Origin of the sequence: Edwardsiella sp. A.80236, assembly GCF_044540725.1 — a bacterium.
GTDB classification, from domain to species: domain Bacteria; phylum Pseudomonadota; class Gammaproteobacteria; order Enterobacterales; family Enterobacteriaceae; genus Edwardsiella; species Edwardsiella tarda.
This window is the reverse complement of record NZ_JBIUCY010000012.1, coordinates 1-13,174: the sequence shown is the minus strand read 5'-3', so window position 1 is coordinate 13,174 and position 13,174 is coordinate 1. Positions and strand designations below refer to the sequence as shown.

The following is a 13,174-nucleotide window of genomic DNA, read 5'->3' as shown; positions in this document are numbered from 1 at the left end:
CACCGGAGAGGCAGGGCACCGATTGTCCGCCCGCTTACGCGGGTCGGCGCCGTTGATGTGCCTCGAAGTCATGCAGGTAATGGACGATACCCCCGGCGATGGCTTCGGCGATGGTGGTGCGGAAAGCCGAGGAGGTCAGCAAGCGCTCCTCTTCGTGGTTAGTGATAAAGGCGGTCTCGACCAGTACCGAGGGGATGGCCGGTGACTTGAGCACGGCGAAGGCCGCCTGCTCGGTATGCTGGCAGTGCAGGCGGTGGATCGGGCGGATCTGGTTAAGCAGATGGCGTCCGAGGATCAGGCTGTTCTTGATGGTGTCGGTCTGCACCAGATCGAACAACACCTGTTGTAGGTAGTTGTTGTCCTCGGCGGCATAACGTTCGCCAGCCACTTTGTCGGCGTCGTTTTCACGTTGTGAGAGGTATTTCGCCATGGCGCTGCTGGCACCGCGATTGGAGAGGGCAAACACCGAGGCGCCGGCGGCTTCCGGACTGGTAAAGCCATCGGCATGGATTGAGACGAACAGATCCGCTTGATGCTGGGCGGCGATCTCCACCCGTTTGTACAACGGAATGAAGTAATCATCTTCGCGGGTGAGGCGCACAACCAGGTTGTGTTGACGACGTAACAGATCGCGTACCCGGTGGGCGATGTCTAACACCACGTGTTTTTCCTTCGAGCCTTGATGCCCCACCGCGCCGGGATCGATGCCGCCATGACCGGGATCGAGCATGATCACGCGCGGCGCGTTCGCGGCCTTGTGCTGCCTTCCCAAATGCTCGGGAACCGCGGCCTGCGCACGCTGGGGCAGCAAGCTGGTGCCGAGCAACAGGGCCAGCCCCGAGCAGAGGAACTGGCGGCGGGAAGTGGGCTGTGGTAGAGGGCGAAAATCGGAAAATCTCTTCATGGTGCAATCTATTCCATCAGTCAGCGTCGTTAACGATAGACGTTAATCCTAACGCGATGAAAATGCATGGATCGAGGGGATAACTATGTCGATTTGTTGCTTGAGGGGGACGCGGAGATATGACGCTTGCCATCACGCGATGTCCGCTGGGGCGCCGAGTGACCACAAGGCGTGGGAGATCGCAAGATTTCCATTGCGGATCTGTGGATTACAGCGATAATTAGGCGGCATCCTGCGCCTTATGGGCGGTGGTTGGCGCCGCATCGACGGCTCAACCCGTGTGGGAGCGCGTTGATCGCGCCCGGTCTCGTGCTGTACCGGCCTGGCCCGAGGTCGATGCCCGGGCATCTTATAATCTATAACGGTCGATATCATGGAAATTCGCGTTTTTAATCAATCCGACTTTGACGAAGTGATTACCCTATGGGAGCGCTGCGATTTGTTGCATCCCTGGAATGATCCCGAAACGGATATTGAGCGCAAGATGAATCACGATGCCGATCTCTTCCTGGTCGCGCAAGTCGGCGGTGAGATCGTCGGAACCGTGATGGGCGGGTATGATGGTCATCGCGGCTCGGCATACTATCTGTGCGTACATCCAGACTTCCGTGGGCGTGGTATCGCCAATGCCTTGGCCAGCCGTCTAGAGAAGAAGCTGCTGGCGCGGGGCTGTCCTCAGGTGCGCATCTTGATCGATGCGGACAATGACGCGGCGATTAGCATGTATGAGAAGCTGGAGTATGAGACTCAGGACGTCTTATGCCTGGGTAAGCGCTTGATCATCGATCAGGAGTATTAAGCGCGCGAGGGGGGGATTCGCCGCCCACTTTGCCATCGCGTCGCGCGGTTGTGGCCGCGGTTTTACCTGCGGCACAGCAACTTTTTTGTGTTTTATCACTCCAATCCCCTGATGTTTCCCCCTACGGCACGGCCGTATTCGCAAGGAGTCTATCGATGGGTATTCGTTTATTGATCGTGGCGCTGCCATTATTGTTGAGCGGTTGCGCCAGCATGCCGTCGCTGTCGTGGTCGTCGCTTTCCCCCTTTAACTGGTTCGGCTCGACACTCGAGATGCGTGCCGATGGTATCGGCGGGATCGATGCCTCGACGCCGATGCAGCAGGAGGCCATCGATCAGGGGTTAGCGGGACAGTATCGTCTGCGCAGTGGCATGGGGATCGAAGGGGGGAGGATGACGCGTTTCTACCAGGCGATGGCGGATGGGCAAGTGATCTTGACCCTCCGTGGCGAGACACGGGTCGAGCAGATCACCCTCGATAGCGCCACGATCGCCACCGCGTGGGGAACCCGAGTGGGCATGCCTTTCTCCGCCCTGTATGCCAGTGCCTATGAGGGCGAATGCCAGCGTGTGCCCGCCTCGGAGGGGGTCACGGTGCAGTGTCAGGCGCCGCAGAGTAAGCGTGTCAGCTATCGGTTCCATGGCCAGTGGAACGGCCCGGCGGGCCTGATGCCGCCGAACGATGTGCTGAGCGCATGGCCGGTCAGCCAGATCATCTGGCGGGCCGACGCCGTCTAGTCCCCACTTGGCCAAGCGGCATTTCTTTGTTTTGTAACAAGGGAATGCCGCGCGTATGGCGTAATATATGCATAAATCGGCCTCGATAGGCCGTCACTGTGACCGGCGTGATGTCATGCTGCCGGTGGTGTGATTAATTAGACGATAACGTAATGGAGAGCCTCATGTCTCAGCCTCAGAGCGGCATTCTGCCGGAACATTGTCGCTTCGGTATTTTCATCGAAGCCATGGCGTCCGGCGATCTGGCTGGATTACGCCAGGGATGCAAAACCTTTACCACCCAGCTATTGGCACTGCAGCAGCGCTATCCCGATGCGCACCTGGGGGCGGTGGTCGCTTTCGGTCACGCGTTATGGCGCGAATTGACGGACAATGATGAAGAGGGCGCCTCTCTGAAGCCGTTCGAACCGTTGGGGAAGGGCTTGGCGCCGGCAACACAGCGCGATTTGCTGATCCACATTCAGTCATTGCGTCATGATGTGAACTTCTCCCTGGCACAGGCGGCGCTGGCTGCCTTCGGCGACGCCATCGTGGTCGAGGAGGAGGTCCATGGCTTCCGCTGGATCGAGGAGCGTGATCTGAGCGGCTTCGTCGATGGCACGGAGAATCCGGCGGGCGAGGCACGTCCGGCCGTCGGGGTGATCGCCGAAGGGGTCGATGCCGGCGGCAGCTATGTCTTGGTGCAGCGCTGGGAGCATAACCTGCGTCAGTGGTCACGCTTTAGCGTCGAGCAGCAGCAGCAGATCATCGGGCGTACCAAGCAGGAGAGTGAGGAAATCGATCCGAGTGAGCGTCCGGATACCTCGCATGTCAGCCGTGTCGATCTGCAGGAGGATGGGAAGGGACTGAAGATCATTCGCCAGAGCCTGCCTTATGGCACCGCCAGCGGCAAGCATGGTCTGATGTTCATCGCCTATTGCGCGCATCTGCACTATATCGAGAAGCAGTTGCTGAGCATGTTCGGTGAGTTGGATGGCAAGCATGACCAGCTGCTTCGTTTCAGCAAACCGGTGAGCGGGAGCTACTATTTTGCGCCTTCTGTGGAGCGTTTGCTGACCTTGTAAGGTCATCAGGGCGGTGGGTGTTATTCCGCCTCCCTGTCGGGCTCTCTCCCGGCGATAATGCAAAAAAAACGGCGCCTGAGGGCGCCGCTTTTGCATACTTGACTCGGTCATTACTTCTTGATGCGGATCACCGGCGTCTCGCCAACGACGACGCTGCCAGACAGCTTGATCAGCTCTTTGATCTCATCCATGTTGGAGATCACGACTGGGGTCAGCGTTGACTTGGCCTTCTCCTCCAGCAGCGGCAGATCGAACTCGATGACCACGTCGCCTTTCTTCACGCGTTGCCCTTCTTCGGCGATGCGTTTGAAACCTTCGCCTTTCAGCTCAACGGTATCGATACCGAAGTGGACAAACAACTCAACACCGCTATCGGACTCGATAGAGAAAGCATGGTTGGTCTCAAAGATTTTACCGATAGTACCGTCGACCGGTGCTACCATTTTGTCGCCGGTCGGTTTGATGGCGATACCGTCGCCGACGATTTTTTCGGCGAATACGACATCGGGCACATCTTCAATATTGACGATTTCACCGGACAGGGGAGCAAAAATCTCAATGCTGCCCGTCTCTTTCTTGTCGTCTGAAACCAGCGATTTCAGTTTATCGAACAAACCCATGATCTTCTCCTAAGCAAGTAATGTTGGGCGGCGTTCCAGCGTTCGCCATTAGCAAAGGGTCTTTTCTTCGATGAACTTGTTGACCACGCCCATCAATTCGTCAGCCGTCGGCTGACGCAGCGCCTCTTCTGCCAATGCCTTCACATCTTCAAAGTTCGCATTGCGAATGATTTTCTTGATGCGCGGAATTGAGATTGAACTCATGCTGAATTCATCAAGCCCCATGCCCAACAGGAGCAGTGTAGCACGCTCATCGCCAGCCAGTTCACCGCACATGCCGGTCCACTTGCCATGCGCGTGAGATGCATCGATCACCTGTTTAATCAGGGTCAACACTGACGGCGCCATCGGGTTGTAGAGGTGAGATATCAGCTCATTGCCACGATCTACTGCTAGAGTATACTGGGTTAAATCGTTTGTCCCAATACTAAAGAAGTCAACTTCCTTCGCCAGGTGGTGGGCAACGGTCGCGGCGGCGGGTGTTTCCACCATTACGCCAACTTCGATAGTTTCGTCGAAGGTTTTACCTTCTTCACGCAACTGCGCTTTCAGCAGTTCCAATTCCGCCTTGAGCATGCGTACTTCTTCGACCGAGATGATCATCGGGAACATGATACGCAGCTTGCCGAAGGAGGAAGCACGCAGGATAGCACGCAGCTGAGTATGTAGGATCTCTTTGCGATCCAGACAGATACGGATAGCGCGCCAGCCCAGGAATGGGTTTTCTTCTTTCGGCAGATCCATGTAAGGCAGATCTTTGTCGCCGCCGATGTCCATGGTGCGCACGATGACCGCCTGCGACCCCATCGCCTCGGCCACGGCTTTGTATGCCTGGAATTGCTCTTCTTCCGTCGGCAGCGCGTCGCGATCCATGAACAGGAATTCGGTACGATACAGGCCGACACCTTCGGCACCATTACGCTCGGCGCCGGCGACGTCACGCACGGTACCGATGTTGGCGCAGACTTCTACCTGATGACCGTCCAGCGTGATCGCCGGCAGATCCTTCAGTTTGGCCAGTTCGTTTTTCTCGTTGATGTACTGCGCCTGAACGGCCTTCAGCTGATCGATAGTCTCGGCGGTCGGGTTCAGGTAGATCTTGTTATTGACGGCATCCAGGATCAGATAGTCGCCGTTCTGTACCTTCTGGGTCACATCGCTGGTACCGACGATAGCCGGTAATTCCAGAGAGCGTGCCATGATGGAGGTATGGGAGGTCCGGCCACCCAGATCGGTGATGAAGCCCAGCACTTTGTCCAGGTTCAGCTGTGCCGTTTCTGACGGGGTCAGATCGGTGGCAACCAGGATCACCTCATCTTGAATGGCGCCCAGATCGATGATGGTCATGCCGAGGATGTTTTTCAGCAGACGCTTACCGATATCACGTACGTCGGCCGCACGCTCTTTCAGGTATTCATCGTCCAGCTCTTCCAGCGCGGTAGCCTGGCCGTCGATCACCTCGCGGGCGGCGGCTTCGGCACTCATGCCGTTATCTTTAATCAGGGCTATGATTTCCTGCTCAAGCTCTTCATCTTCCAGCAGCATGATGTGCCCTTCGAAGATCGCCGCTTTCTCTTCACCGAGAGTCTCGCTGGCTTTCTGACGAATGGCTTCCAGTTGCTGTGCGGCCTTGTCGCGGCCCTCTTTGAAGCGGGCGATCTCGTGCTCGACTTCGTCGGCAGTGATCTTCTTACGGCTGATGACAATCTCGTCTTCTTTGAGAAGAAGCGCCTTACCAAAAGCGATGCCCGGTGAAACTAAGATACCTGAAATCATAACCCTACCTTTGACGTTAGACTGGTTTAACCTAGAGTGGTGAGCCGTGAGGCTTACTCAAGCTCGGCCATCAGTTTTACCAGATGCTCAACGGCGTTCTGCTCATCTTCACCTTCGGCGGAGATGGTAACTACGGTGCCCTGGGTCAGACCCAGCGTTTGCAGCTTGAACAGGCTCTTGGCGCTGGCGCTCTTACCGTTGGAGGTAACAGTGATGTCGGAAGCGAATGCTTTGGCTTCTTTCACGAACTGAGCGGCAGGACGGGTGTGCAGGCCATTCGGAGCGGTGATAGTGACTTCTTGCTGGAACATAGTTTTCCCCAACTATTTATGTTTAATGTCGTGGCGCTAAAGTTTAGCGCAATCGCTTAACTTTAGCCTGCCTTTAGGTGCGTATCCGGTGCACTGCTCCGTGGTAGTGACGCAGAGGGAAGAGGGTGTGTCGTCCTCCTCTCTGTGTGCTCACCGCGGCTCAATCCACCTCGGTTAAGATCACCGCCTCATTCGTTAAATCGATTCAGCGGATTTTTCATAGCAAGCGCGAATAATTTTGCGCTTCAAAATAATGGTCTGGTTAAATACTAGACCCAGAAAATAAAAGCAAGGATAGGGGGTGGTAAAATTTGAACTGCTCCACAAAAAAAGCACCCAATAGGGTGCTGTTTTGAACAATTCATGCCATCAAATTCGGCGCTCATTCTTGCTCAGGAAATAGCCCGGCAAATAACGCGGTGCTCAAATAACGCTCGCCTGAGGAGGGGAGGATCACTACGATATTCTTACCGCTGAACTCCGGCTGTTGCGAGAGGCGTAACGCCGCGGCGACGGCGGCGCCGGAGGAGATGCCAGCCAGGATTCCCTCTTCACGCATGAGTCGCCGCGCCATCTCGATAGCCTCATCGTTGGCGATGCGCTCGACACGGTCGATCAAGGTCAGGTCGAGGTTAGCGGGAATGAAACCGGCGCCGATGCCCTGGATCTTATGCGGCCCCGGTACCAGGGGTTCACCCGCCAACGCTTGACTGATCACCGGCGAGTCTTCGGGTTCAACGGCGACGACACAGAGTGGATGGGCGCGATCCTGCTTCAGATAGCGGGCGGTACCGGTCAGCGTACCCCCGGTGCCGACACCGACCACCAACACATCGACCTGCCCTGCGCTATCCTGCCAGATTTCTGGGCCGGTAGTTTGGCGATGGATCTCCGGGTTGGCCGGGTTGCTGAACTGTTGCAGCATGAGGTAGCGGGCCGGGTCGCTGGCGACGATTTCATCGGCCTTGGCGATCGCCCCTTTCATGCCCTGCTCTGCGGGGGTGAGAATGAGCTCAGCGCCCAATCCCTTCAAGAGCTTACGGCGCTCTACACTCATGCTCTCTGGCATGGTGAGCGTCAACTTGTAGCCGCGTGCGGCGGCGACGAAGGCGAGGGCGATGCCGGTATTACCACTGGTCGGTTCCACCAGTTCGACACCGGGTTTCAGAATGCCGCGTTTCTCGGCATCCCAGATCATATTGGCACCGATGCGATCCTTGACGCTAAAGCTGGGGTTGCGTGACTCCACCTTAGCCAGAATATGTCCGTTTCCGAGGTGATTAAGGCGTACCAGGGGGGTATGCCCGATAGTCTGGGAGTTATCTTGATAGATCTTGCTCATGGCCGCTCCTGTTCGGTCGACAGTGTCCGTGACTTAGCAGCATACGCAATAACCCGCTTAGGGGAAGTAAATAAATATTATATGGATAGTCGAAATCGCACTAAACGGTGGGGGCAAGGGGGTGCGCCGGTGAGCGGCGCACCGATGTCGCATCAGCGGTTGAGGGCCAGCTCTGCACGATAACGGTCAACCCACATGGCGGTGGCGCCACAGATTGCAACCGGCATGATCACCAGGTTGACGAATGGGATCATGGTAAACAGGCTGACCAGCGCGCCGAATTGCAGGTTATCAACCTTGTCGGCGCGCAGGGCGTCACGCATGCGTGGGAAACTCACTTTATGATTATCGAAGGGATAGTCACAGTATTGCACCGCCATCATCCAGGCGCTGAATAGGAACCAGAGTACCGATGCCAATGTTTGGCCGACCCCCGGCACCAGATAGAGCAACAGCAGCACCAGGGCGCGGGGTAAGTAATAAGCGAGTTTGATCCATTCACGTTTCAGGATGCGTGGCAGATCGTTCATTACCCCCCACAGGCCGCTGTCGGGTAAGGGTTTACCCGTCAATTGCCCCTCTAACTGCTCTGCCAATAGGCCGTTGAAGGGGGCGGCGATCCAGTTAGCCAGGGTGCTAAAGAAATAGCTAAACACCAGCAGAACCGAGATCACGGCGATCGGCCACAGTAGATAGCTCAGCCACTGTAGCCAACTGGGGACATGCGCCATCAACGCCGGGATCCAGCGCCCCAGACGATCGAATAGCCACCAGAAGGCCGACCCCATCAGGATAATGTTGACCAGGAGTGGCATCAGCACATAACGCTTGATGCCGGGCAGACGGATCAGGCGCCATCCTTGAGCGAAGTAGTGGACACCGTTGCTGTTGTTCGGGGACTGCCGTCCCGAGGCCGGAAATACGTTATTCATTGGACTCCGTCTTATCTCGTCATGCGCGTCATTCCGTCTCACGAGGAAAGTGTGATGCCGGTCGATTGTGCGCGTCATCGACTTATGATATCTGCGGATGAGGGCGCTTGCCAGTTAGGAGTTGACCGAAAAAAGAACAAAATAGCGGGAAAAATCATCTTTATTAACAGAAAGTTTAGTCCAGACTTGCACTTGTCCTGACAGCCCAATACATTTATAGATTGAGGGTTTGCCGAAATGGCAATGAATTAAAACAACAGAGATTGCGATGATGCAGGATTTGCGTCTGATATTAATTGTTGTTGGTGCGGTTGCCATAATAGCGCTGTTGCTACACGGCTTGTGGACCAGTCGTAAGGAACGCTCTGCGCTGTTTCGTGATCGTCCGAACAAACGTCAAAAGGTCCGGCACGACGAAAAACCGTTCTCTGAAACTGACGACGGGGTCGGTGAAGTGCGCGTGCAGCGTGGCGGCAGCTCGCTTCAACACCCGGTGGAGCCTGCCGTGGGCTCGCTGGATGAGGCGCGGGAGCGCCGTCCTGATCCGCTAGATCGGCAGGAGAGTGAGCACTCGGTAGCGCTCGAGCCGAATGCGCACCCCGAAGCGCGCGATCCCTTGCTGGGAGAGCCTCTGTTGTCCGATGAGCGCGAAGATGAGCCAGCGTTACTGGCGGAGGCGTTAGCGCCTGGCGCGGGTCACGAGGACGCGGCGGCTCAGGACGTGGCGCCGACAGCGGCCGCCTCGCCCGATGCCCCCGCCACGCCAGCGCCCGCTAGCGCGGCGGAGCGTGAGACGGTCTTGGTGATGCATGTCGCCGCCCATCAAGGCAGCAGCATCGGTGGCGAAGTCTTGCTGCAGAGTGTGTTGCAAGCCGGTTTTCAGTATGGCGCAATGAAGATCTTCCATCGTCATCTTAATCCGGCGGGCAGTGGCCCGGTGCTATTTAGCATGGCGAACATGGTGAAGCCGGGGACTTTCGATGTCGAGAATATGGCTGACTTTTCTACGCCCGGCGTCTCCTTCTTCATGATGGTGCCTTCGTATGGCGATGCCCATCAGAACTTTAAGCTGATGCTACAGTCTGCACAGCGTATCGCCGACGATGTCGGTGGCGTGGTGTTGGATGATGAGCGGCGTATGATGACGCCGCAAAAACTGGAAACCTATAAGGCGCGCATCCGGACGGTGCTGGACAATATAGACCGTAACGCCTGATGCCTCTGCGCCGTCGTCTTACTCTAAACCCCCGTTTACCGGGGGTTTTTTATCATCAAATGGTGGCTTATGACTTCCACGATTGAACAACAACTCGAACAGCTGCGTGCCGCGTTGCGCCATCATGAGTATCAATATTATGTTCTGGATGAGCCGCAGGTTACCGATGCGGAATATGATCGGCTGATGATGCAGTTGAAGGCGCTGGAGAGCGACTACCCGCAGCTGGTGACGGCGGACTCGCCGAGCCAGCGCGTCGGTGGCGCGCCGCTGGCGGCCTTTGGCCAGGTACACCATGAGGTACCGATGCTGTCATTGGATAACGTCTTCGATGAAGAGAGTTATCGCGCGTTCGATAAGCGCCTTCATGAGCGCCTGAAAAGCGATGCCGCGCTGACCTTCTGTTGTGAGCTGAAACTGGATGGCTTGGCGGTCAGCTTGCTGTATGAGCAGGGGGTGTTGGTGCGCGCGGCCACGCGTGGCGACGGTAGCACCGGTGAAGACATCACCAGTAATGTGAAGACCATCCGCGCCATCCCACTGCGTCTACAGGGGGAGGATATTCCGGATCGTATCGAAGTACGCGGTGAGGTATTCATGCCCCAGGCCGGCTTCGAGGCGATGAATGAAGAGGCGCGGCGGCGCGGCGGTAAGATCTTCGCGAATCCGCGTAATGCGGCGGCGGGCTCGCTGCGCCAGCTCGATCCGCGTATCACCGCTCGCCGTCCGTTAACCTTCTATTGCTACGGCGCCGGCCTGCTGGAGGGGGGAACGCTGCCGGGGAGTCACTATCAGTGCCTACAGCGCTTCAAGTCTTGGGGACTGCCGGTTAGCGAGCGGGTGAAACGGTGCCACGGCAGCGATGAGGTCTTGGCCTACTACCGCCAGACGGAACAGGATCGCTCCACGCTGGGCTTCGATATCGATGGTGTCGTGATCAAGGTGGATGACATCGCGACGCAAGAGGCCTTGGGTTTTGTGGCGCGCGCGCCGCGTTGGGCGACGGCGTTTAAGTTCCCGGCACAGGAGCAGATGACGCAACTGAACGGCGTCGAGTTTCAGGTCGGCCGTACCGGGGCGATCACTCCGGTGGCGCGTCTGGAGCCGGTACAGGTCGCCGGGGTGACCGTCAGTAACGCGACACTGCATAACGCGGACGAGATCGAGCGTCTGGGGCTACGCATCGGCGATACGGTGATCGTGCGCCGTGCCGGCGATGTGATCCCGCAGGTGGTCGGCGTGGTCGAGTCACAGCGTCCGGCTGATGCCACGGAGATCCTCTTTCCAACCCATTGCCCGGTATGTGGTTCCGAGGTGGAGCGTATCGAGGGGGAGGCGGTGGCGCGCTGTAGCGGGGGGCTGATTTGTGCGGCACAGCGTAAGGAGTCGTTGAAACACTTCGTCTCACGCCGGGCGATGGATGTCGAGGGGATGGGGGATAAGGTGATCGAGCAGCTGGTGGAGCGTGAGTATGTGACGACCCCGGCCGATCTCTATCGTCTGAGCGCTGGCAAGCTGACGGGCTTGGAGCGGATGGGGCCGAAATCCGCCAACAAGCTGATCGCCGCCCTGGATCGTTCGCGAAGCACCACGTTGGCGCGCTTCCTGTTTGCATTAGGGATCCGCGAGGTGGGCGAGGCCACCGCGGCTAACCTGGCCAGCCACTTCGGCTCGTTGTCTGCATTGCGCGGCGCCGATTTGGAGAGCTTAAAGAGTGTACCGGAGGTCGGCGAGGTCGTGGCGCGGCACATCCGCCACTTCTTAAGCGAGGCGCATAATTGCCAGGTCATCGATGAGCTGATCTCCGCCGAGATCGGCATCCATTGGCCCGATGTCACGCCCGCTTTGCAGGCTGCAGAGATCGATAGCCCTTTTGCCGGTAAGACGGTGGTCTTGACCGGATCGCTGAGCGTGTTGTCGCGCGACGAGGCGAAAGATCGCCTGGTGGCATTGGGCGCAAAGGTCAGCGGCAGCGTGTCGAAGAAGACCGATCTGGTGATCGCGGGAGAGGCCGCCGGTTCGAAACTGGTCAAGGCCAACACGCTGGGGATCACGGTGATCGATGAGGCGCAGCTACTACAGATGTTGGGCGAATGATGGATAAGCGTCAGCTGGTGGCGCTGGCCAACACCGCGATGCCATTCGGTAAGTATCGCGGGCGGATGATCATCGATCTGCCGGAGGAGTACCTGCTATGGTTTGCGCGCCAACAGGCCTTTCCAGCGGGAGCGTTGGGGGAGTTGATGCAGTTGGCACTCACGCTGCGTGGCGAAGGGTTGGAGGGATTAGTCAAACCATTAAAGGGAATGCGCTAAAGTTGGCTGCCATAGCGCCGTTATATATCTCGATACGATGAGCCATCAGAGGAGCGGAGCGTATGGCGTTAGGGCCGATTGATATGGCGGGCGGTATGCCGCCACGGGCGCAGGGCGGTGGGCAACTGAGTGCGGAACTGCTAGACGCCCGTATTGAGCGCCTGCTCCAGATCCTGAATCGCAGTGATCTGACCCCGAGTCAGCGTGAGAGTACCCTGCGTGCGCTCACCGCGTTACAGCGGGAGCGTACCCTGCTGCAGGCGTTCGCCCAGAATGAGCCGGCGGCGGCGGTAGGGCGCGAGGCTCAACTTGCCGCGTCGCGCCATGCCCCACACGCCGCCGCGCCTACGGCACAGACGCCGACGGGCGCGCGCGTGACACTGGGAGAGCAGGGACGCATGCTGGCGGAGCGTGCCAATGTGGAGCGTGCGTTGGACGTGAGTCAGGGGGCCGATAAGCTCTTCACTGCATTAGGGAAGCAGACGTTGCAGGCCGATCCATTACGTTCGGTGTTGGAGAATCAGGTAGTGGCCGCTACGCCGCTGGTCGTCACCACCCATCCGGTCGAGGAGGAGTTATCCGTTGCCTCGGTCGGCAACCCACAACCGGTATTCGGCTTCATCCCACCACACTGGATCCCCGGTAGTGTGCGGCGACAGGCCCGCTCGCCGGCCAGTCTGTTGCTGATCGGTATCGTCGTGTTATTGCTGGTGATCCTATTGATCTGGTAACACCCAAGCCCCCGCCATCATCCCCAAGTGAGAATCAGATTAATCATTCGCGTTACACGCTGGGGATGATCTCGAGAAGAGGTACTCTACGCGCTAGAGGCGCCGGAGCAGACCGCTGGTCACACGGAAAAGGGATAATCATGGGAAGCGAATAGGCAGATTGGTGGGTGATGACGGGATCGAACCGCCGACCCCCTCCTTGTAAGGGAGGTGCTCTCCCGGCTGAGCTAATCACCCAATCTGATCCGGAAAGGTGGTGCAAAAAGAATGGTGGGTCGTGCAGGATGACTCGCCCTACGGGCCATCGCTACGCGATGTTATCCTTCACATTAACCAGTTCTTATTTATCGAAGAATGGTGGGTCGTGCAGGATTCGAACCTGCGACCAATTGATTAAAAGTCAACTGCTCTACCAACTGAGCTAACG

General features: G+C 57.6%; 13 protein-coding genes and 1 tRNA gene. 7 read left to right on the top strand and 7 right to left on the bottom strand.

All coding sequences use genetic code 11. The annotated features are described in order from the left end of the window. Nucleotides 1–34: 34 nt before the first annotated feature. Nucleotides 35–904: an N-acetylmuramoyl-L-alanine amidase AmiA gene (gene amiA, locus ACEQFP_RS11235; protein WP_035607456.1), complete on the bottom strand. Its 870-nt coding sequence runs from the start codon at nucleotides 902–904 to the stop codon at nucleotides 35–37. A 373-nt stretch (nucleotides 905–1,277) separates the two neighbouring features. On the opposite strand from amiA, the gene ACEQFP_RS11230 reads away from it, so the two are divergent. The 3 genes from ACEQFP_RS11230 to ACEQFP_RS11220 all read left to right on the top strand — a co-directional run bounded on the left by ACEQFP_RS11230 (nucleotide 1,278) and on the right by ACEQFP_RS11220 (nucleotide 3,504). After that, nucleotides 1,278–1,703, top strand: coding sequence for a GNAT family acetyltransferase (locus ACEQFP_RS11230; RefSeq protein ID WP_005296536.1), 426 nt, complete (start codon nucleotides 1,278–1,280; stop codon nucleotides 1,701–1,703). 155 nt (nucleotides 1,704–1,858) lie between these two features. Then, entirely contained in the window at nucleotides 1,859–2,440 is a 582-nt protein-coding gene (locus tag ACEQFP_RS11225; RefSeq protein WP_097364026.1) for an RpoE-regulated lipoprotein, read from the top strand. A 164-nt stretch (nucleotides 2,441–2,604) separates the two neighbouring features. Next, complete coding sequence (locus ACEQFP_RS11220; protein WP_369115010.1) at nucleotides 2,605–3,504, top strand: Dyp-type peroxidase; 900 nt, start codon at nucleotides 2,605–2,607, stop codon at nucleotides 3,502–3,504. Between the two features lie 110 nt (nucleotides 3,505–3,614). Here the strand turns inward: ACEQFP_RS11220 and crr are convergent, their stop codons facing one another. From crr to cysZ, 5 genes are all read right to left on the bottom strand, one after another. Continuing rightward, nucleotides 3,615–4,124: a PTS glucose transporter subunit IIA gene (gene crr, locus ACEQFP_RS11215; protein ID WP_005283911.1), complete on the bottom strand. Its 510-nt coding sequence runs from the start codon at nucleotides 4,122–4,124 to the stop codon at nucleotides 3,615–3,617. 48 nt (nucleotides 4,125–4,172) lie between these two features. Further along, complete coding sequence (gene ptsI / locus ACEQFP_RS11210) at nucleotides 4,173–5,900, bottom strand: phosphoenolpyruvate-protein phosphotransferase PtsI (RefSeq protein ID WP_005283914.1); 1,728 nt, start codon at nucleotides 5,898–5,900, stop codon at nucleotides 4,173–4,175. Nucleotides 5,901–5,953: 53 nt separating this feature from the next. Beyond that, complete coding sequence (gene ptsH, locus ACEQFP_RS11205; protein ID WP_005283926.1) at nucleotides 5,954–6,211, bottom strand: phosphocarrier protein Hpr; 258 nt, start codon at nucleotides 6,209–6,211, stop codon at nucleotides 5,954–5,956. 382 nt (nucleotides 6,212–6,593) lie between these two features. Then, the gene (cysK, locus tag ACEQFP_RS11200; protein WP_005283932.1) at nucleotides 6,594–7,553 is read right to left on the bottom strand and encodes a cysteine synthase A; all 960 of its coding nucleotides are present in this window, start codon (nucleotides 7,551–7,553) and stop codon (nucleotides 6,594–6,596) included. A gap of 152 nt (nucleotides 7,554–7,705) precedes the next feature. Further along, a complete protein-coding gene (gene cysZ, locus ACEQFP_RS11195) occupies nucleotides 7,706–8,485 on the bottom strand; it encodes a sulfate transporter CysZ (protein WP_396464341.1) in 780 nt (259 codons plus the stop codon). A 268-nt stretch (nucleotides 8,486–8,753) separates the two neighbouring features. On the opposite strand from cysZ, the gene zipA reads away from it, so the two are divergent. From zipA to ACEQFP_RS11175, 4 genes are all read left to right on the top strand, one after another. Continuing rightward, a complete protein-coding gene (gene zipA / locus ACEQFP_RS11190) occupies nucleotides 8,754–9,701 on the top strand; it encodes a cell division protein ZipA (RefSeq protein WP_005296523.1) in 948 nt (315 codons plus the stop codon). Between the two features lie 69 nt (nucleotides 9,702–9,770). Further along, the gene (gene ligA / locus ACEQFP_RS11185; protein WP_370557074.1) at nucleotides 9,771–11,798 is read left to right on the top strand and encodes an NAD-dependent DNA ligase LigA; all 2,028 of its coding nucleotides are present in this window, start codon (nucleotides 9,771–9,773) and stop codon (nucleotides 11,796–11,798) included. Beyond that, entirely contained in the window at nucleotides 11,798–12,016 is a 219-nt protein-coding gene (locus tag ACEQFP_RS11180) for a DUF3820 family protein (protein ID WP_035594827.1), read from the top strand. The genes ligA and ACEQFP_RS11180 overlap by 1 nt, the downstream gene beginning before the upstream one ends. A gap of 62 nt (nucleotides 12,017–12,078) precedes the next feature. Then, nucleotides 12,079–12,747, top strand: a complete 669-nt coding sequence (locus ACEQFP_RS11175; RefSeq protein ID WP_005283953.1) for a hypothetical protein — start codon at nucleotides 12,079–12,081, stop codon at nucleotides 12,745–12,747. A 161-nt stretch (nucleotides 12,748–12,908) separates the two neighbouring features. On the opposite strand, the gene ACEQFP_RS11170 is transcribed toward ACEQFP_RS11175, so the two are convergent. Beyond that, a tRNA-Val gene (locus ACEQFP_RS11170) sits at nucleotides 12,909–12,984 on the bottom strand. Nucleotides 12,985–13,174: the final 190 nt, after the last annotated feature.